Below are 21617 nucleotides of genomic sequence, written 5' to 3' on the forward strand. Positions count from 1 at the left end.
GAATTTCTTTCGACATTTGTAGACGCGTGGTGCTAGTTAGTCTCAACATCAAAGCCGTAAGTTGTACGTTAAAAGAACACTCTATTTTCAGTTGAAAGCCTGTCAAGCTGTGTGCGATGTTTCGCTCAATGACATATTCTTGCGCTAAAATGGGAAATCGACTTTTAATAGTTCTATCACCTTTGAGCTTAACTGTGCTAGGACTTTTTGTTAAATATTTTGTCAACTAGCTCCACGCTCATAATAGAGGTATCTGGGTTAATGAAAAGATTATTAAAATAGGAGCCCACGAGAGACTACATAAGAGTTATCTTGCATTCCTGTTCAATAGATTAAAGTAAATTATCAAAGTCACGAAATCTTTAAGGTGTTGTTCTATTGATTTATTGCTAGTGTGCACCCATCATGATAAACTAAAACTAAATAAGGAGTGATTGAATGACTGAATTGCGGTTAAACATGATAATTGATAAGGAATTGAAGGAGCAAGCAGAAGAGTTATATTTAGATTTGGGGATGGATTTATCAACGGCTATCACAATCTTTCTAAAACAAAGTATTCGTGAACAGCAATTACCATTTATTCCAAGTAGAGAACATATGGGGAATTTTCCTACCCAATATAGTGCGCTACATGGTACGACTACTAAGGTCTTTTCTGTAGGCGGGGTGTCAGAAGATTTAAATGATGAAAATTGATGATATTTTGATTATTGAATCTATTTTCTAATTGTAGATTCTAAGTGCGAGATAAGTTTATACTATTGTTTTAAATAATTGACTTTAGTCAGTTTCAATTCTAAAGAATTGAAACAAAAAAAACCACGCGTACTGCGCGTGGATGAAGTAGCTTTAGCGATAAGAAACTCCTTTCGGTATACTAAATAGAGGCTACCAACCGCTATTTCAACCCGAAAGGAGTTTCTTTATGTCTAATGACGATAAAAGTTTAGCACATACTCGCTGGAATTGTAAGTATCACATTGTTTTTACTCCAAAATATAGGAGAAAGGTAATCTATGGACAGTTGAGAAGAGATATTGGGAAAATTCTTCGAAAGCTATGTGAAATGAAAGATGTAGAAATAATAGAAGCACATGCAATGTCAGATCATATACATATGTTAGTAAGAATTCCACCGAAAATGAGTGACTCAAGTTTCATGGGATTTTTGAAAGGAAGAAGTGGCGTGTTGATACATGAGCAACATGCAAATTTGAAGTATAAGTATGGAAATAGAGGATTTTGGTCAAAAGGATACTACGTGAGTACAGTAGGGTTGAATCAAAAAACAATAGCCAAATATATAAGAGAACAAGAAGCAGATGACCGAATTAGGGATAGTATAAGTAAGCGAGAATACGTGGATCCATTTTCGAAATAAATAAAATAAACGTGGGAGAGAAAGTGGTTGGTGGTCTTTACAAAAAGCGCTCTTTAGAGTGCCGCTGGTAGTAGGCCCTTCTAGGGCAATGAAAAAGCCACCCGTTCACACGGGTGGATACATTTATTTTTTCTGTCCAGTTAAGTGTAACCTATCCGGCCAAGCTAGATAATGTTGTAAATAAAAAATTTGACTTTACGTTTTTGTCCTAACCGTTGCTAATGACAATACTGACAGGATAGTTTTACTCTTAAAAGTTGATTTTACCTCCATTTTTGTAGTAATTTTACTGTGGTAAACTTTGTATACGGAGGGATCAAAGATGAACATACAAAAGAATATTAAAAGTCTGAGACAACGCCAAGGATTAACTCAAAATGATTTAGCGCAAAAGTTAACTGTTTCAGCAGGTGCTGTTAGCAAATGGGAAACCGGAATGAGCATCCCAGACACAGAACTGCTTATTCTACTTGCCAGATTATTTCGAGTTTCATTAGATGAACTTTTTGGATTCGATTTAGTTTTGTCAAAAGAGCAAATGAATGAAATAGAAACAGATTTGAGAACATCTTTCCAAGAAGAGGGATTCAATAAAGGGGTAGCGAAGACAGATAGTTACCTTAATGAGCATACCCAATCAGAACCATTACAGTTTATTTGTGCAAAGCTAATTTGGGAATACAGAATATTTTGTCCTTTCAAGGATGAACAAGAGATACAAGCACGTTTACAATTGGCATTTGATCGATTTTTACCACTTTTTGATTCAGACAATCAGAAAATACAAGTGGACTCTCTTTACTGTAGGGCGGCTATATTGATGTCTTTGGAACGATATGAGAAATTAGAAGAGTTGCTTCAAAAAATACCAGAAAACAACTATGACACTTTTTCTATGAGGTTGACTGTATCTGAATTTAAACGTGAATATGAAAAGGCGTCATCACTTGCCTTATTGAACTTATTTAAGACAGTGAATAAGTTGTACTCCCTTCTAGCCATCCAAATATGTTTAGAAGGGAAAATGGAAAATGAAAAGCAAACAAAGATCTATTCAAAATTATTGAAGAAAACGGAGGAATTGTTTCAGACAATTGCCCCTTCCTCCCAATTATTTGAATTAGATAACTTAATAAAAGAGAACAAACAGCAAGAAGCAGCAGAAAAAATGAAGCAATTCATTCAGGAATTCAGCAATAGACCTTTAGGATTAAATGAGCATTTCCTCTTTTCGGAAATTTCTCTCTCTGCAAATGATTGGGAATTAATTCAAGCACGTAAGCTCTATATGGAAGAATTAATTAAAATGTATAAAGAAGAGTTATCGATGTATTCAGAATATACGGAGGCAGCTTCCTTGGTCGATAACTATGATTCACAAAATCGTATCGTCATGTGAATTAAGAAAAAAATAAGAGAAGCATAAGGAGAAGTTAAAAACTAACTTCTTTTTTTACACCTTCTATCAGGTCATTTCTTCTTATGAGGACAACATTCAACGAGCATCAAGACAATTTATCAAAAGCATGGGCGATTCTTTTTTGAAATAGGAAAGGTTGCCTCTTCACCACAATTCATAAGAAGTGGAATGATACTTCCGTAAGGCTCATCATAAACTCGGGAGAGATGAAGTATGAAACAGCTGATAGATGAAGAAAGAAGCAGATTGGAGGAATACACGTAAATATTGTTATATCAGAAAATGACACTTGGATACTTGAGTTAATGATTGAATTGATTAATACTGTGATACCAGACCATCGTTTTGATTAAGTTCCTTTGATTCAAAGTAATGAAAAAATTGTTCTCTATGAACGAAAAAAGAACAATACAATTTAATTAAATGTAGGAGAAGAAGCGATAATGGACAAATTTTTTATTTCTCAATAACCTAATGACCATCAGATTAATTCTAACAATTTTCTCATCCATATTAGATATGCACTCACTTAGATTAAATAACTTAAATTATCTACACTTCTAATAAAATAAGAGTATCATAGATTTGTAAGCGTTAACTATTTATTGGAAGGATTTTTTGGTATTTCATTTGTATTCAATGAATAAGTAATTTGAGAAAATATTCACTAGCTATAATAACATTTGGACAAACTAAAAATCATTATGTTTTCAATTTGAACGCTACATGGTGACAGGAAAGACTCTGATGTGTATTGTGTTAGATTTGACGAAATTAACATATGAAAAATTGAGAAAATCAAAACTGTTTTATCAAAATTATTTGTATTTTTAGGAGGTGAATCCAATGTAAAAATTAGTGAAAAAATAGCAAATATTCTTTTTGAAAAGTCGGATGTGGCTGGTAATGTACAAGGAGGCACAAAGATGAAAGCAAAAATTATCACAGGATTAAGTGTACTGGTATTTTCTACTGCAATGATGTTTATTGGGATGACTGCACAAGCTGTTGAAAAAGAAAGACCTGTAAAAAATGTTAGCGAATCTACTGCTATTTATGATAGATTCGGTCAAGTGATTGAATCGTCTATATCTTCTGCTCAGCCCATAGGAACGACACCGCCAACATCGCTTAAGTGGTTAAGATTTGGTGAGTCATATCAATCTAATGGCTTCTCTGGTTCAGGGACGCGATACGGAGGGTATATTTTTGGGTTAAGTGATTCTAATAAAGCTAAACTGACTTTTAAATTAGGTGGTTTTGGTTGCTTTATAACTGATAGACCTGACCCAGGTGCGATTGTTGGATATTATAACCTACCGTTAAGCGGTTCGCCATATACTCTTGAGACCACTGGGTATTTTTATTTTGCTGTAGATAATCCAGTTAATGGACAGACTTATAATGTACGTCCGCAATAACGATGATAGTTTACTCTTATATTAAAAGCACTATTGCCACTCTTAACTGGGGTGGCTTTTCAATAAATAAATTTAGAATAATCTAAAATGGAGAGGCAGAGGCGATTAATTGATGAAGAGAAATGTAAACGAAGACTCATCCGCACGAGATCCATGGGTATTAGAAGTACAACAATGGTTGAATAAGACTTATGGTACGAATCCAAACTACGGTTCTGTAAATGAAAATGGAAAGACTGGATGGGATACTATATACGGTATTATAAGAGCGATACAGTTAGAATTAGGAGTGACAGATAACCCGGTAGATAACTTTGGAGAGGGAACATCCGCTGCTTGGGAAGCTAAAGTTACTCCTAATTTAGTGGTTGGGTATAGCAATGGTAATGTTGTTAAGTTGATTGATGCAGGTTTTCGATGTAAAGGAATGGGTAGTGGTAAGTTTGACAACAAATATTCGCAGGATAATGTTTCTGCATTATCATCACTAAAAACGGCGGCGGGCTTCTCATCCCCAAATGCTACTTTTAGCTCAATGTGGGCAAAGGCATTATTCGATATGAGTGCATTTTCCTTATTACCAGGTGGAGACGCTCAGATACAGGCAATGCAAAAGTGGTTAAATGAGAATTACTATTCTTATACAGGGATTATGCCATGTGATGGAATCTATCAACGAAATACAAACCAAGCTTTGATTTACGCATTACAAGCAGAAGAAGGGCTTTCTCCTGATGAAGCAACTGGAACGTACGGGGAAACAACAACTCGGTTGACCCCTACTTTATCTGTAGGAGATAACAATAGTTTTGTTCCCATTTTGAAATTTGGGTTACTAGTGAATGGTTTCTATGATTCTGATGATTTCACTACTGTATTCACACTAGAAGCTGGTGGGAAAGTTGAAAGTTTTAGAAGGTTCATGATTCTTAAACCCTATAACCAGATTGCTAATGTGACTGTAATTAAAGGTTTACTGTCTAGTGCGGGTGATACAAACCGATCTGCTGACGGAGTAGATACGTCAACGCAGTTATCTTATAACCAAATCCAAACATTGGTTAACAATAAGGTGTTCTTTGTGGGGCGTTATCTAACTGGAACTGTTGGTACTGGAAGTGAAGAACGAGATAAATTTCTGACAGAAGCTGAATGTAATATGTTGTTTAGCGAAGATATCAATATTTTTCCTATCTATCAAGATGGCGGTTACTATATTGAATATTTTAATAGATTACAAGGATACCAAGATGGAATCAAGGCTGGGACAACTGCTACAAATTTAGGAATACCTAAAGGCGTTAATATTTACTTTGCAGTAGATATTGATATTTTAGGAGATGATATTGAAGGAACTGTAAAGGAATACTTTATAGGAGTAAATCAAGGTTTAAAAGATTATAGATATGGTGTTGGAGTTTATGGTACGAGGAATGTTTGTAGCCAAATTTACAAGTTTGGGCTTGCAGAAAATTCATTTGTTGCTGATATGTCAACAGGATTTAGTGGTAATTTAGGGTTCTCTATGCCACGAAATTGGGCATTTGATCAATTTATCGAGTTTACGATGGGAACAGGGAATGGAGCAGTTGGGATAGATCAAGTTGCGATTTCCTATAAAGACCAAGGTTTTACTTATCTAGAGAGTAATAATCATTCACCTAAGTTCTTAGATTTTGTAGGAAAAGTGCAAAAAGAGGCAGATAACTACTTTCCTTCTGCTTCTGTATCAGGAAAAGCAAAGTTAGTGGCTGACTATTTCCGGAGTAACTCCTATGGAAATATAATTTGGGAGGGAGTAGCTGGTCCGATTGATTGGGAATTCGTGAAAATAGTTAATAATGCGATTCCAGAAGGCGAACGTGTATTAGACTATATAGACCCTGTGAGTGGGACGACAATTGGTGGAGAACATTTCTTTGCTGCTATAGCTGGATATATGTTTCATGGTATACCAGACTATGACAAAGCCAATCTAGGTGATGGCTGTGGCTGGTTAGGAGATTTTGATACTGTATTAATTGACTATTGGAATAATAAGGATAGCATCGAATCAGTTTACAATTTTGGTTATGATTGGATAGGTGGGGTGGCTGACGCAGGCGAGGGGTATTTTGGAAGAAATGACCTAATCGCTGATATCGACGCATGGAATATTTCCTATCAAATTTTAAAGAACAATCAACCTCTCTTTTCTTTTTTAGATTCTTATTTGAGAAATGAAGAATTATACAATTATAGATATACTAACTTTATAGCTACAAGATTTGCAGCTACTGAGAAAAATATTTTAAAAAGCGCCCAAGAAGCACTTCTTACAACGCAGACCGAAAATTTTGTATTATGGAGTTTTCGAGTGGGACTGCTAGGTTATTTTGGTGGGGCTGACTATTTAGACGCAGACAAAGATATCGAAGCAAAAAAAGAACTGTGTAAGGCTTTTCATGATAAAATCCTATACTTAGCAACAGAAGAAATAAATTAATAATTTGATAAGTATATAGTAAGTCTTCCTATGTGCTTATCTTTTTATTTTAGTTGAGAGTATAATTGAGCATACACACAAAAGGAGAGCCTAAAGTGGTTTATTTTATGATTGTAATATTCTTCGTACTTTCACTAGTATTTATGGTTTCTGATAAGCTCAAGACAAAATATATCTTGTGGATTATAGGATTACTTTTCTGGAAAAATTATACTCTTTATGGTATTTCAGATAACCCATCAATGGAAGTGTTTTTTTTCACTGCAGCGTTGGATATTTTTATTATTCCTTTTTTCTTTATTGTATCAGGACTTCAAACCTTGATAAGAGGAATTTTGAAAAAGCATTTGTCTAGTTCGATAATTTCAGCAGTGTTCCTTGTGTTAACTGGATTCTATTGCTTCAGAGAATATGGTAAGCCAATGAGTTTGCCACTGTTCCTTTTTTGGTTGGGGATGTTGGTAAGTCTAGTGGTTTTATTATTCAGCAATTTTGGGGAAAATGAATAGGAAGGCTTTATTAAAATGAGCGTTCTTTTTCATATATTTAGTATTAACACGCTCAGTCGCTATTTGTATGAAATTTCCTCATCATTTATAGATTAATATAAGGCAAAGCATGGACGAATAAAGTTCATGCTTTTTTGCGTTTTTTTGAATTAATTTCTAAAAGTGGTTGTTTTTGGCTCACCACCAAAACTATTTATTAGTATACCTCCTAGAAAGGTTAAGAAAATATAAAAATGTCCTTTTTCCCGCCTGTTTTCGATAATTTAGGGTGTGGCAATCGTAGTAATGGTGGAAGCAAAATCACAATGATTAAAGTTCAGTAAGAAAAGGGTTCTAAGGTTGTGATTGGATTGTTCCGAATACTATTTACTTATAGGGCAGAAAATAGCTTTCTTTCTAGAGTTTATGTCCCTTAAAAATTGAATAACCATCTATCAGTCACGTTCTTCTTGTGGGGAGCATCATTTCGACGAGCGCCAAGACGGCTTATTAAACGCATGAGCGATTCCTTTTTGAAATAAGAGAGAGTTGTTTCCTCTCTGCCACAATCCATAAGAAGCATAATGATACTTCCGTAAGGCTCGCCGTAAACTGGGGAGAGGTGAAATGCCTATGATGTTTTGACTAAAACAGCTGATTGATGAAGAAAAAAACGGATTGGAGAAGTATACATGGCTAGTGTTAGCTCAGAAAATATTTTTAACGAACTACTAACTGATCTCCGCATGCGAGGGTCGCCAGAAATGTTCAACGAAGCCACTAGAAAAAACACTAAAGAATATAGAAAAATGAAAGGATATAGATAATTATGGCTAAAATGTTAAGTATGAATCATTTCAATTTTGATGAAATCGGTTCTATTTTTGAGTTAGACGAAGTCCTACCAAAATTTTCGACAGAGGAACACTTAGATGAATACGGGAAAACAGTCTTAGGGAATGATGGGAAACCTAGAAAATTCAATACAACTACGATTGTTGGCTACAAATATTCAGTGACTATCCTAGAGGGAAAGTTCAAAAAGAAAGCTACTCAAATCACTATAAACAATATAGACTGTCCAATTACGAACGAGGAAATTTTGAAAAGAGATAGTGTCCGCTGCTGATTCACTGATTTAGTTCACTCGATGGTTGGACCAGTAATGTATTATAAGGCGGAGAAAATCCAATTATTGGAAGCAAAGAAGTAATGGGAAGAATGAAGCAAGGATAGAGAATTCTCTGCTTCTCTTCTTTTTAGTATGATTGCTGGACAAAAATAAAGGAGGTCATGGATTGACTAATTCTACATTAAATATCGTCGGAGAATTTACAGGAGAATGGACGAATAAAGATGGTCTAATTAAACATTTTGAAGGATTAAATAAAAACATCTTAAATGTATGGTTAATGGAGATGAGCGAAAGCCAAAACTTTCATCAATATGTGGTAAATCCTACGCATAAGCTTGTCTGGATTAATGTAGAGGGGTTCTTACTATTTTTAAAATGGAAAGCTAGTGAGAGGGGCTACTAACAGTTTAAACGAGTATAATCTGATTAAGGATTATGTTAAAATGAGTGTGGACATAAGAAGCACTTCACGCATGAAGTAAAACCTGTTTGTTCTTACGTTCATTTTTCTCATAAGCAATGCTTTCCGTTATGTTCATACATTGATATAACAGGAGTTGAACAGAGAAATGAAACTATCTACAGAATGTTTAAAAGGATATTACACGGTAAGCGATAAAAATGGGAATATACGGACTTATCAATCTTATCGTGATCCTATTACTGACAAGTTAAAGAAAAAAGGAGTGGGCTGGAAACGGAAAAGCATAAAAAGTGAGAGACAAGCATTGAGATACCTACGTAATCAAATCGAAATTGAACTATTTGAACAACCGTTAACAGAAACCACCAGTATTGAAACTTTTGGTGACCTAACAGATGTTTGGTTATCTGCTTGGATGCCCACTGTAAGACCAAGTACGGTAGATAGTCAGACTGTAATTTTGAATAACTATTTGATCCCATTCTTTTCACGAGAGATGGTTTTATCAAAAATGAAGGTTATTTATGTAGAATCTGTATGGGCAAAAATCTTATCTCTAAAAGGAAAACGGTCAAAAAAGCCTTTGGAAAAAGCAACTTCAGAAAAGATACGCTCTTTATTACGCCAAATTACTTATTATGGGTATAGAAATGAAGTCGTTGAAGTCGATCTTTAAAAAGCCGAGATGAAAATTCCTAGAGAGCGCTCAATGAAAGTAAGAGAGCGAAGAAAGAAAAAATTTTTAGATAATTCAGAAGTTAAGATACTATTATCGGCTATAGCTGAAAAATATCGTGACAATAAAAAGGTGAATAAAATGGCGTGTCTCTATCTAGATTTAGTTGAGTTTATGATTCGTAATGGTTTGAGAATAAGTGAGGTTGGCGCTTTAACTGGTGATGAAATTGATTTTATCAATTCGCAACTTACTGTAAAGCAAGGATTGATAGCTGGTGGACGGGCATTGAAAGATTATCAAATAAATGCATCGAAAACGATTGCCAGTTATCGTAAAATTGATTTAGATACCTGCTCGATGGAAATTATTATCAATCGCTTACGAGTCAAGCATAATCGGCTTGATGAAATGAGAAAACGTAGACGTGGAGAGTTGGCTTGGAAATATATTAGAAGTGATAATGGGAAAGAATACGAGAAGAACTTTCCCGATTCTAAGAATTATCATGAAACAGACTATATTTTTCAAACTCAAAATGGTAATCCAGTTGTTTATCATTCATTTAATGAATTTATGAATGGACATTGTAATAACACCAAGCCAGTGACTTGTGTGAAGGATATTTTAACAAGAAAGTATCCTAATTTTAAAAAGCATGTCACAACTCATACTTTCAGATACACTCACATTTCCTTATTAGCGGAAGCAGGCCTTCCAATAAAAGCAATCATGGAACGAGTCGGTCATTCAGATATATAATCAAGTAACAAAAGATGCAAAAGGAAAAGTTTTATCAGAGATTTCTTCATGGAATTTCTAAAATAATTGTACATGCGTGTAAATAGTTATTGGAAAAAGTGGCACAACTCTCTATTTTGGAGGATTTAATTAATGATGGAAAATGAAACGAAAACCAGTAGCAGCAAGATCTCAGCTTACATACACATTCCATTTTGTGAGCATATCTGCTATTACTGTGATTTTAATAAGGTCTTTATTGAAGGCCAACCTGTAGATACTTATATTGAGAAGATGCTTCTTGAGATTGAACTGCTAAAAAAGAATTATCCAAGTCAGGATACCAAAACTATCTATATTGGAGGGGGGACACCGACTTCTTTATCGGTAAAACAGTTGGATTATCTATTAAAAGGTGTTCGCGAACGATTGCCGTTTGATGAATCTAACGAATTTACGGTGGAAGCGAACCCTGGTGACTTGACGCAAGAAAAGTTACAGGTGATGAAAAATTATGGTGTAAACCGCTTATCAATGGGCGTTCAAACATTTGATAATCAGTTACTTAAGAAAATTGGTCGAAAGCATACCGCTGAAGATGTGTATCAGACAATGAATTTTCTAGAAAAGGAAGATTTTCAGAATGTCAGTATTGACTTAATTTATGCGCTGCCTGGGCAAACGCTTGAAAGCTTTCGTGATACATTGACGCGTGCGTTGGCGCTTGATTTGCCTCATTATTCTTTGTATTCATTGATTTTGGAGAATAAAACCATGTTTATGAATTGGGTGAGACAAGGGCGATTGGAGCTACCAGATCAAGAGACAGAGAGTCAAATGTTCGAGGAAACGATTGAAGCGATGGAATTGGCGGGACGGCATCAATATGAAGTGAGTAATTTTGCTTTACCAGAAAAAGAAAGCCAGCATAATTTAATTTATTGGAATAATGAACAATATTACGGAATTGGGGCTGGTGCGAGTGGTTATTTAGGTCAAACGCGTTATAAAAATCATGGGCCAATCAAGCATTATTTAAACCCTTTAGAAATAGGTGAACTTCCAGTTGTTGAAACAGAGGAATTATCCCAAAAGAATCAGATGGAAGAAGAAATGTTTTTAGGCTTGCGAAAAAAAGTAGGCGTGTCTACAGAAGTCTTTTATAAGAAATATCAGATAGAGTTACAGAGTGTCTATGGTAAGGTACTTAAAGAACTCCAAGATGACAACCTTATAATAGAAGAAAACGGATTTGTTAAACTAACAAAAAAAGGATTATTCATCGGCAATCAAGTGTTTGAAAAATTTTTATTGAGTTAGGACGACTTATCTCGTTTAAGAAAATCTTAAACAAGAAGTTCCAGCGAGTTTGTGGGACTTCTTGTTTGTTGTGGCATAGAATTTTTATTGCAGTAGTATATAAAATATTAGAAATTCATGAATAAAAAAGCTTTATTTATAAGGGTTTCGAGAACATTTATTCATTATCTAAGAAGGATTTTATTTAAGCAAATCGAGAAATAATTAATGTTTTCAGTAACAAGTAGAGCAAACTATTTTTGAGAAGAAAAATCAAATTAGCACTCTGTTGATCAGAGTGCTAAAAAATATGTATTTATTCTTGACAGATTTTAAAAGACTTGCTATATTATTAATTGTGTTAGCACTTAACAACTAGGAGTGCTAATGAGAGGTGATGAAGTGATGTTAACACAACGACAAAATAATATATTGCGTCTAATCATCCAAAATTATACTAGCAATGGCAGTCCAGTTGGGTCAAAAAAGTTAATGGAAGACGGTATCCAAGCTAGCTCTGCAACCATTAGAAATGAGATGAAGAGTTTAGAGGATGTCGGGTTACTATTAAAAACACATTCATCTTCTGGGCGGATTCCATCGATGGCCGGCTACCGTTATTATGTTGACCATTTGCTGAAGCCTACTCGTGTAAATAATGATGATATGCAAGTAATCCATCAATCATTTGGCCAGGAGTTTCATGAAATTAATGAAATTATCCGGCAGTCTGCTGAGATACTTTCTAGTCTAACAAGTTATACGGCTTTTTCATTAGGACCTGAGATTAAAGAAAGAAGATTGACTGGTTTTCGAATAGTTCCACTAAATGATCGCCAAATTATTGCGATTATTGTCACGGATAAAGGGAATGTTGAGAGTCAAGTTTTCACGATTCCAACAGCTATCAGTAGTCCTGATTTGGAAAAAATGGTACAAATCATCAATGATAAATTAGTTGGGCAGCCACTTCTAACGGTTTATCAAAAACTACGAACAGAAATTCCGATGATTTTGCATAAATATTTTCAAACAACAGAGGGGATTTTAGACTTATTTGATTCAGTATTTGGTCAAACCTTTGAGGAAAAAATTTATGTTAGCGGCAAGATGAACGTCCTTAATTTTGAACCACAACAGGATTTGAATCAGTTTAAGTCGATGGTTTCATTTATGAAAGATTCTGACGGGCTAACACAATTGCTAGCACCTATAAATGGCTCTATTCAAATTCGGATTGGCTCTGAGATGGGAAATGAGTTGTTGCAGAATATGAGCATGATTCAAGCAACTTATGAGATTGAAAACCATGGACGTGGAACGATTGCGCTACTTGGACCGGCTAGTATGCCGTATTCAAGAATGTTTGGTTTGGTGGATACCTTTAGAAATGAGCTAGGTAGTAAGCTTGCTGAGTATTATCGTTCATTAGAATAAATCAGTAGATATGCTATAAAGGAAAATATTCCTTGAATATAGAATGAGTAACTTGATGAAAATCGAGGAATCTGTGAAGAAGGGAAGTCAGTATTTTGAAAGAAACCAACAAAAAAGAAGAACTTCAAGACGAAGTGACAACTGAGTCAGCTGAACAAGTAGAATCTACTGAATCAGTTGAAGAAGTCGTTGAAGTCTCGGAGATTGATTCATTAAAAGTTGAATTATCTGAGATGGAAGACAAGTTCTTACGCGCTCGTGCTGAGATGGCAAATATGAGTACTCGTAACAAAAATGAAAGAGAGCAGCTACAAAGATATCGTTCACAGGATTTAGCCAAAAAACTATTACCTGCGATTGATAACCTGGAACGTGCGCTTGCAACCGAGGTTAGTGATGACCAAGGAGCTAGTTTGAAAAAAGGCGTGGAAATGGTTCTTGAAAGTTTACGTGTTGCTTTAAAAGACGAAGGCGTTGAAGAAATTCCAGCAAAAGGCGAAATTTTTGATCCGAATTTACATCAAGCGGTTCAAACAGTTCCAACAGAAGCAGGTGTTGAGCCAGAAACAATTGTTGAGGTTCTTCAAAAAGGATACAAATTACATGATCGCATCTTACGACCATCAATGGTTATCGTTGCACAATAGTGCTTAATATAAAAAATAAAACAGTTTAAGGAGACTTTTATCATGAGTAAAATTATCGGTATTGATTTAGGAACAACAAACTCTGCTGTAGCAGTATTAGAAGGTGGAGAAGCAAAAATTATTACAAACCCAGAAGGAAATCGTACAACTCCTTCAGTCGTTTCATTTAAAAACGGTGAAATCCAAGTTGGCGAAGTAGCTAAACGTCAAGCAGTGACTAATCCACATACAGTAAGCTCAATCAAACGTCACATGGGTGAAGCTGGTTACAAAGTTGAAATGGATGGAAAATCTTATACACCTCAAGAAATTTCTGCAATGATTCTACAATATATCAAAGGCTTTGCAGAAGATTATTTAGGCGATAAAGTTGAAAAAGCGGTTATTACTGTTCCAGCTTACTTTAATGATGCACAACGTCAAGCAACAAAAGACGCTGGTAAAATCGCTGGTCTGGAAGTAGAACGTATTGTCAATGAACCAACTGCTGCTGCGTTGGCTTATGGTTTGGATAAAACAGACAAAGATGAAAAAATCTTAGTATTTGACCTTGGTGGTGGTACTTTTGACGTATCTATCCTTGAATTAGGTGATGGTGTCTTTGATGTGTTATCAACTGCTGGAGATAACGATCTTGGTGGGGATGATTTTGATAACAAAATTATTGACCACATGGTTGCTGAATTCAAAAAAGAAAACGGTGTGGATTTATCAAATGATAAAATGGCGGTTCAACGTTTGAAAGATGCTGCTGAAAAAGCGAAAAAAGATTTATCAGGTGTAACAAGTACTCAAATCAGCTTACCGTTTATTACTGCGGGCGAAGCTGGACCATTACACTTAGAGTTGACATTAACTCGTGCGAAATTTGACGAATTAACTCAAGACTTAGTTGAACGTACAAAACAACCCGTACGCCAAGCATTAAAAGATGCTGGATTATCACAATCTGAAATCGATGAAGTAATCTTAGTCGGTGGATCAACTCGTATTCCAGCTGTGGTTGAAGCAGTTCGTAAAGAAACAGGAAAAGAACCGAATAAATCAGTGAATCCAGATGAAGTAGTAGCAATGGGAGCTGCCGTTCAAGGTGGCGTAATCACTGGTGATGTTAAAGATGTCGTATTGCTTGATGTCACACCTTTATCACTAGGGATTGAAACAATGGGTAGTGTATTCACGAAATTAATTGACCGTAATACAACGATTCCAACAAGTAAGTCTCAAGTCTTCTCAACAGCAGCAGATAATCAACCAGCTGTAGATATTCACGTATTACAAGGTGAACGTCCGATGGCTACAGATAACAAAACATTAGGACGTTTCCAATTAACAGATATTCCAGCCGCGCCACGTGGTGTTCCACAAATCGAAGTAACATTTGATATCGACAAAAATGGGATTGTTAATGTATCTGCAAAAGACTTAGGTACTCAAAAAGAACAAAAAATTACAATTAAATCCTCTTCAGGTTTATCTGATGAAGAAATCGAACGTATGGTGAAAGATGCTGAAGCGAATGCTGAAGCGGATAAAGCACGTAAAGAAGAAGTTGACTTACGTAATGATGTAGATGCTTTATTATTCACTGTTGATAAAACATTAAAAGACCTTGAAGGCAAAGTTGATGCTGACGAAGTGAAAAAAGCAGAAGACGCTCGCGATGAATTAAAAGCAGCTGTTGAAGCGAATAACATCGAAGAAATGAAAACAAAACGTGATGCATTAAATGAAATCGTACAAAATCTTACTGTGAAATTGTATGAACAAGCCGCTCAACAACAAGCACAAGAAAACCCTGAAGCTGCACAAGGCGGAGCAGATGATGTAGTCGATGCTGATTTTGAAGAAGTAGACGGTGACGATAAATAATTCATCATTCTGATTAGAGAAAAGCCAAAGTCACTCTTTGGCTTTTTCTTTTGAGAAGTATAGCTTGTTCTCATAAATTCCTTGATGAAAGTATTCAGCTTTCTAGAAAACTATGATATGATAACAACGATGTGAATAATCTAGCAGTTGATTATTCGAACGAATTGGGGGGGAAAGCCAATGGCAACAAAACGAGATTATTACGAGGTCTTGGGTATATCTAAAGGGGCTTCGGATGATGAGATAAAAAAAGCATACCGCAAGCTTTCCAAAAAATATCATCCAGATATTAACAAAGAAGCAGATGCCGAAGAAAAGTTCAAAGAAGTTTCTGAAGCTTATGAAATATTAAGTGATCCACAAAAGAAAGCGGCTTATGATCAGTATGGTCATGCAGGAACAGACTCAAGCTACGGAGGTGCCGGTGGATTTGGCGGCTTTGGTGGTGGAGGTTTCAGTGGCGGTGGCTTTGGTGGTTTCGAAGATATTTTCGATTCTTTCTTTGGCGGCGGTGGACGAACTGCTGACCCAAATGCTCCGAGACAAGGGGCCGATTTGCAGTACACGGTTGAACTTAAGTTTGAAGAAGCTATTTTTGGTGCGGAAAAAGAAATTAAGTATAATCGTGAGGAAGTCTGTCATACATGTAGCGGGAACGGTGCTAAACCGGGTACACAACCTGAAACATGTCATAAGTGTCATGGCTCAGGCTCAATTAATGTCGAACGTCAAACACCGCTTGGCCGTGTGATGAGTCGCCAAACATGTGATGTTTGTCGTGGAACAGGAAAAGAAATCAAGAATCCATGTCCAACTTGTCATGGTTCAGGTCATGAGAAGAAGGCCCACTCAGTCAAAGTCAACGTCCCAGCTGGTGTAGAAGAAGGACAACAAATGCGTTTATCTAACCAAGGCGAAGCCGGCACTAATGGTGGACCATATGGTGATTTGTATGTTATTTTCCACGTTGAGGAGAGTGATATTTTTGACCGTGATGGTTCAGAAATATTCTATGAACTTCCTTTAAGTTTTGTTCAAGCAGCTTTAGGTGATGAAGTTCAAGTGCCGACTGTTCACGGCGATGTAAAACTTAAGATCCCTGCTGGAACGCAGAGTGAGACAAACTTCCGTCTTCGCGGAAAAGGTGCACCTCGTTTGCGTGGTGGCGCAACAGGCGATCAACACGTTAAAGTTAAATTGATTACGCCTAAGAACTTAAACGAGGAGCAACGAGAAGCATTACGTTTATTTGCTAAAGCTGGCGGACAACAAGTCAGCGAGCAACAAGAAGAAGGTTTCTTCGACAAAATGAAGGATGCTTTTGGCGGCAAAAAGAAAAGATAGACAGTAAAAGGTTACGAATTCGTAGCCTTTTTATTCTATCCAGAATAAGCAATTGCCAATAGCCAAAATTTTTAGCTGGTGCGGATGTGTAGTACACATAAAATCACTAGAACATCCGCACCAATTTTTGACCAAAATAACGGCAAAAAAGACTCTTTTTCTAATGAATATTTAATGTTATACTGAAAAAAGTCGAATAAGGGAAAATACATTCGTATATTTCCCTATAATTCGCAGTCTTGTTCTCGTTTGGGAACAAGTGGATTGAAATTATTGATTTCAATGAGTGGAGAGGGTAATGGACACGTCTTGTTCTCGTTTGGGAACAAGTGGATTGAAATTGTTTCTGCATCCAATCTTTGAATAAAAGCATCCTGTCTTGTTCTCGTTTGGGAACAAGTGGATTGAAATAAAGCGTCAACAATCTGAGTAGAGGTGTATCGAGGGTCTTGTTCTCGTTTGGGAACAAGTGGATTGAAATGAAATACTTTTTTCAGTAATTTTCTCGCCCGGTACGCGTCTTGTTCTCGTTTGGGAACAAACGGATTTAAAGTCGTTCTTAATACGAAGAAATATTTTGCCTAAAGTTTCTACGGTTCTATTTTGCTTTGTGGTATAATTCACAAGAGTGATAATAGCTTTTATGCGACTAGAAGATGTTTGAGAGAGGAATGAAACGAATGGCAAAAATTTTTAAAAGTCCGAGTAAATACATACAAGGTTCGAATATCTTAAAAACACATTTAGATGAAATTGAGATATACGGCAACTCTCCGTTGATTGTAACGGATCCGTTTGTTTGGGATATGTTAGGAAAAGAGCTTTGTGCTAATTTGAAAAAAGATGGGTTAGTACCTGTGTTAGCAGAGTTTGAAGGGGAAACCTCCGTTGAACAAATAAATAAGATTCAAGAGACGAATAAGCGTGTTGATTTTGTGATTGCCCTAGGTGGCGGAAAAGCGATTGATACAGGAAAAGCAGTCGCCAATGATTTGCGATTGCCGGTTGTCGTTATTCCAACAGCTGCGTCAACGGATGCGCCGACTTCAGCAATCAGTGTAACTTATGATGCGGAAGGTTTTTTTCAAGCTTACCACTATTATAATAAAAATCCTGAGCTTGTTTTTGTTGACACCGAGGTACTTGTCAAAGCGCCTGTAAGAATGTTGAAATCAGGAATCGCAGATGGACTTGCCACGTTTGTTGAAGTGGAAGCGGTGGCAAATAGTTATGGGCAAACATTAGCGGGAGGAACTCAAACAATTGCGGCGTACGCAATTGCTAAGGCTTGCGAAGAGACCCTATTTGCAAATGCACGACAAGCTGTAATCTCCAATGAAATCCAAGCGGTGACGCCAGCTTTTGAAGCAGTCGTGGAGGCAAATACCTTATTAAGCGGGCTAGGCTTTGAAAGCGGTGGTTTGGCTGCAGCTCATGCGTTGCAAAATAGTTTCTCTAGTATAGAAGGACCGATTCAACGGATGACTCATGGAGAAAAAGTGGCGTTCACCACAATTGTTCAATTGGTCTTACAAGGTGATTCTAAGGAACGGATTCACTCATTTGTTGAGCTGTACCAAACACTTGGGTTACCGACAACCTTAAAGGAATTAGGCTTAGAAGAAGTAAGTGATCAAACACTTTTGTCCATTTGCGAAAGGACAGTTGAAGGTGAGGATACACTAAAACAGATGCCAATGTCAATCACTGCCCAGAGTCTATTGGCTGCAATAAAAGTAGCGGATGCGTTGGTTAAAAACGAACGATAGTCGGGAAAGCTCCGATAGCGTTCAAAAAAACTGACTCTTGGTATCTTAGACAAAAAAGACATCAATCGCGAGCGTAAACTCGCAATTGATGTCTTTTTGCTTATATATTCAAGACTTTATCTAGGAAATCTTTTGTTCGTTCATTTTGAGGATTCTCAAAGATTTGTTTAGGCGAACCATCTTCTAAGAAATTACCACCATCGATGAACATAACACGATTGGCAACTTCTTTTGCAAAGCCCATTTCGTGTGTAACGATAACCATCGTCATTCCTTGTTCGGCAAGTTTTTTCATTACATTTAACACGTCACCGACCATCTCTGGATCTAGGGCTGAGGTTGGTTCATCAAATAACATAATATCAGGGTTCATGGCTAAGGCACGCGCAATCGCAACACGCTGTTTTTGGCCTCCAGAAAGGTTATCTGGATACATATCTTTTTTATCGGCTAAGCCAACTGTATCAAGTAACTCAATAGCTTTTTTCACAGCTTCTGCCTTAGTGACTTTCTTTAAATCCATGGGTGCTAAAATAATATTTTCCAAAACAGAGAGGTGAGGGAACAAATTAAAATGTTGGAAGACCATGCCGATATGTTGACGAATCAAGTTAATATCAGTGTTTTTATCCAACAAATGCGCACCATCAATAATGATATCGCCACTAGAAGCTTCCTCTAAGCGATTTAAACAGCGTAAAAAAGTACTTTTCCCACTACCAGAAGGTCCGATGATACAGACGACATCGCCTTCGTTGATAGACACATTAATATCATTTAATACAGTATTGTCACCATATTTTTTTACAAGATGTTCAACAAGAATTTTTTCTGCCATCTTATTTTACCCTCTTTTCTAAAACTTTTGCTAATTTCGTTAACGCAGTAATCAGAATTAAGTACATCACTGCAATAATCAAGTAGACATAGGTACTTTGTGTCGTACGAGCCACAATGATTTTTCCGGTTTGTAGTAATTCTACCACACCAATAGCTGAAATGATGGTTGTATCTTTCAGAGAAATGACAAACTGGTTAACGAAGGATGGAATCATTATTTTGATTGCTTGCGGTAAAACAATTTTGCTCATGGTTTTATTATAAGATAGACCTAGACTTCGTGAAGCCTCCGTTTGGCCGATTGGAACAGCGTTAATTCCGCCTCGAACAATCTCGGCAATATAGGCACTTGCGTTCAGCGTCAAAGTAATGACACCAGCGATAAAGTCTGGAATAGTAAAGCCAAGAACGTTGGGTAAACCAAAGAAGATAAAGAAAGCTAACACCATCATTGGAATCCCACGAATCAAATCAACATAAATCATCGAAATCCCGCGTAAAACTTTCGAAGGAGCAACGCTGAAGAGTCCGAAAATAACTCCAACAAGCAAGGCAAGAACGAAGGAAACAAGTGCTAAAGCGATTGTTTTCCAAAGTCCAGATAGAAGACCTTTATAGTTATTCTTCAAAATACCAACAATGTTTGATTCATCGACTTTTTCTTTCTTTTTCGTAGAAGAACCGTCTTCAATATATTTGTTGACAATTTTATCATATTCACCTGTTCGTTTTAATTCTTTTAAACCTTCGTTAAACATGTCAATTAATTCAGAATTTTGCCCCTTTTTAACTGCAAAACCATAACTTCCACCGGCTTCTCGTTCAATCGGTGTTTCAAGTTTTTGTTTTTGACTAATTGCATAACCAATTACTGGGTAGTCATCCATCATGGCATCAAGAGAGCCTGTGTTTAACCCTTCATATAATTGATCAGCTGCATCAAAGAATTTAATCGTGTAGCCGTATTTTTCTTCGTTATCTGTTAAAAAATCAGCACTTTCTGTCCCAACTTTGGCACCGACTGTTTTTCCTTTCAAATCATCATAAGATTTAATGGAATCCGCACCTTCTTTGACAGCAATTTGAATCCCACTTTGGAAGTAGGGCTCTGAGAAGTCAAAGTTTTCTTGTCGTTCTTCTGTAATCGTCATTCCAGCAATCATCGCGTCTGCTTGTCCCGCATCCACAGATTGAACAGCTGAAGAGAAACCGATAAAGTTGAATTTTACATTAAAGCCTTGTAGTTCAGCGATTCTTTTGATTAAATCGACATCGATTCCTTTATATTCACCATCGGAGTCTTCGAATTCAAAAGGCGCGAAAGCAGAATCACTAGCAATCACATATTGCTCTTTCTTTGGTTCAATCTTTTTCATTTCGCCAGACGCTTCTTCTGAGGCACCGCTTGAAATGTAAGCTGAAATAATTTCATCGTAACGTCCGCTAGCTTTTAATTTCTTTAGGCCAGCGTTAAATTTTTCTAGTAATTCTTTATTTTGGCCTTTCTTAACCGCAAAGCCATAAGCACTTCCGAATTGTGGTTCATCAACAAGTGTCAGTTTTTGTCCTTGGTTAATTGCGTAACCTAAAACAGGGTAATCATCGAAAATTGCTTGAACTGTGTTGCTGTTAATCGCACTATAAAGAGCATCAGCGGCATCGAATGATTTAATTGTATAGCCATATTTTTCTTTATTTTCTTCTAAGAAATTTGCGCTTTGTGTACCAACCTTTGCAGCGACTGTTTGTCCTTTTAAATCATCAAAGCTTTTAATTTTGTCATTTGATGATGAGACAGCCATCTGGATCCCACTGTCAAAATAAGGTTCTGAGAAATCAAACGTTTCTTTTCGTTCGTCTGTAATACTCATTCCGGCAATCATTGCATCTAGTTGATTGGATTGGACACCTTGAACTGACGTGTCAAAGCCAACTGGTTTTAAGATGAATGCGAAGTTTTGATCCTTCGCAATTTCAGTTAATAAATCAATATCAATCCCAGTATATTCGCCCTCAGGTGTTTTAAACTCAAATGGGGCAAACGTTGAGTCTGTTCCTATCGTATATTTTTTTTCAGCCGCATGGGTAGTTTGACTGAACGCAAATGTCAAAACACTTGCCATCGTTAGAACTAATGAGAAAAAAATATTTTTTCTTTTCATAATTAACCTCCTATTTTCTCAATATCTTACAAATTATATGCTAAAAACTATGGTTTGCACAAGATTTATGCCA

The 21617-nt window shown here is 36.4% G+C and carries 18 protein-coding genes and 1 CRISPR repeat array; of the genes, 16 read left to right on the forward strand and 2 right to left on the reverse strand.

The window, feature by feature from the left end:
• Window positions 1-438: 438 nt before the first annotated feature.
• The 16 genes from IGI37_RS07055 to IGI37_RS07130 all read left to right on the forward strand — a co-directional run bounded on the left by IGI37_RS07055 (window position 439) and on the right by IGI37_RS07130 (window position 18542).
• Complete coding sequence (locus IGI37_RS07055) at window positions 439-699, forward strand: type II toxin-antitoxin system RelB/DinJ family antitoxin (protein WP_438760849.1); 261 nt, start codon at window positions 439-441, stop codon at window positions 697-699.
• Window positions 700-928: 229 nt separating this feature from the next.
• A complete protein-coding gene (tnpA, locus tag IGI37_RS07060) occupies window positions 929-1384 on the forward strand; it encodes an IS200/IS605 family transposase (protein WP_438760851.1) in 456 nt (151 codons plus the stop codon).
• A gap of 322 nt (window positions 1385-1706) precedes the next feature.
• Window positions 1707-2783, forward strand: coding sequence for a helix-turn-helix domain-containing protein (locus IGI37_RS07065; RefSeq protein WP_438760853.1), 1077 nt, complete (start codon window positions 1707-1709; stop codon window positions 2781-2783).
• A 947-nt stretch (window positions 2784-3730) separates the two neighbouring features.
• A complete protein-coding gene (locus IGI37_RS07070) occupies window positions 3731-4225 on the forward strand; it encodes a hypothetical protein (RefSeq protein ID WP_438760855.1) in 495 nt (164 codons plus the stop codon).
• 112 nt (window positions 4226-4337) lie between these two features.
• The gene (locus tag IGI37_RS07075; RefSeq protein WP_438763609.1) at window positions 4338-6710 is read left to right on the forward strand and encodes a glycoside hydrolase domain-containing protein; all 2373 of its coding nucleotides are present in this window, start codon (window positions 4338-4340) and stop codon (window positions 6708-6710) included.
• Between the two features lie 95 nt (window positions 6711-6805).
• Entirely contained in the window at window positions 6806-7219 is a 414-nt protein-coding gene (locus IGI37_RS07080; RefSeq protein ID WP_438760857.1) for a hypothetical protein, read from the forward strand.
• An 808-nt stretch (window positions 7220-8027) separates the two neighbouring features.
• Complete coding sequence (locus tag IGI37_RS07085; protein ID WP_438760859.1) at window positions 8028-8327, forward strand: hypothetical protein; 300 nt, start codon at window positions 8028-8030, stop codon at window positions 8325-8327.
• A gap of 169 nt (window positions 8328-8496) precedes the next feature.
• On the forward strand, window positions 8497-8736 hold the full coding sequence (locus tag IGI37_RS07090; protein WP_438760861.1) for a hypothetical protein: 240 nt from the start codon (window positions 8497-8499) through the stop codon (window positions 8734-8736).
• 166 nt (window positions 8737-8902) lie between these two features.
• A complete protein-coding gene (locus tag IGI37_RS07095) occupies window positions 8903-9433 on the forward strand; it encodes a hypothetical protein (RefSeq protein ID WP_438760863.1) in 531 nt (176 codons plus the stop codon).
• Between the two features lie 33 nt (window positions 9434-9466).
• On the forward strand, window positions 9467-10195 hold the full coding sequence (locus IGI37_RS07100) for a tyrosine-type recombinase/integrase (RefSeq protein ID WP_438760865.1): 729 nt from the start codon (window positions 9467-9469) through the stop codon (window positions 10193-10195).
• 135 nt (window positions 10196-10330) lie between these two features.
• Entirely contained in the window at window positions 10331-11494 is a 1164-nt protein-coding gene (hemW, locus tag IGI37_RS07105) for a radical SAM family heme chaperone HemW (RefSeq protein ID WP_438763611.1), read from the forward strand.
• A 384-nt stretch (window positions 11495-11878) separates the two neighbouring features.
• Entirely contained in the window at window positions 11879-12910 is a 1032-nt protein-coding gene (gene hrcA / locus IGI37_RS07110) for a heat-inducible transcriptional repressor HrcA (RefSeq protein WP_438763612.1), read from the forward strand.
• 95 nt (window positions 12911-13005) lie between these two features.
• Window positions 13006-13557 (forward strand): nucleotide exchange factor GrpE, encoded by a 552-nt coding sequence (gene grpE / locus IGI37_RS07115; protein ID WP_438760867.1) that lies wholly within the window; start codon window positions 13006-13008, stop codon window positions 13555-13557.
• Window positions 13558-13599: 42 nt separating this feature from the next.
• A complete protein-coding gene (dnaK, locus tag IGI37_RS07120; protein ID WP_438760869.1) occupies window positions 13600-15429 on the forward strand; it encodes a molecular chaperone DnaK in 1830 nt (609 codons plus the stop codon).
• Between the two features lie 180 nt (window positions 15430-15609).
• Window positions 15610-16773 carry a molecular chaperone DnaJ gene (gene dnaJ / locus IGI37_RS07125; RefSeq protein ID WP_438760871.1) on the forward strand — a complete coding sequence of 388 codons (1164 nt, stop codon included), beginning with the start codon at window positions 15610-15612 and terminating at the stop codon, window positions 16771-16773.
• A 236-nt stretch (window positions 16774-17009) separates the two neighbouring features.
• Window positions 17010-17326: direct repeats of the CRISPR family, unit length 35 nt; unit sequence GTCTTGTTCTCGTTTGGGAACAAGTGGATTGAAAT.
• Window positions 17327-17453: 127 nt separating this feature from the next.
• Window positions 17454-18542, forward strand: a complete 1089-nt coding sequence (locus IGI37_RS07130; protein WP_438760873.1) for a glycerol dehydrogenase — start codon at window positions 17454-17456, stop codon at window positions 18540-18542.
• 100 nt (window positions 18543-18642) lie between these two features.
• Here IGI37_RS07130 and IGI37_RS07135 read toward each other — a convergent pair whose 3' ends face one another.
• Together IGI37_RS07135 and IGI37_RS07140 are read right to left on the reverse strand one after the other, a co-directional pair.
• Window positions 18643-19380, reverse strand: coding sequence for an amino acid ABC transporter ATP-binding protein (locus IGI37_RS07135; RefSeq protein ID WP_438760875.1), 738 nt, complete (start codon window positions 19378-19380; stop codon window positions 18643-18645).
• 1 nt (window position 19381) lies between these two features.
• A complete protein-coding gene (locus IGI37_RS07140) occupies window positions 19382-21544 on the reverse strand; it encodes an amino acid ABC transporter substrate-binding protein/permease (RefSeq protein WP_438760877.1) in 2163 nt (720 codons plus the stop codon).
• Window positions 21545-21617 lie beyond the last annotated feature (73 nt).

The organism is Enterococcus sp. AZ194 (assembly GCF_051713825.1).
In the GTDB taxonomy this organism is placed as follows: Bacteria; Bacillota; Bacilli; order Lactobacillales; family Enterococcaceae; genus Enterococcus_K.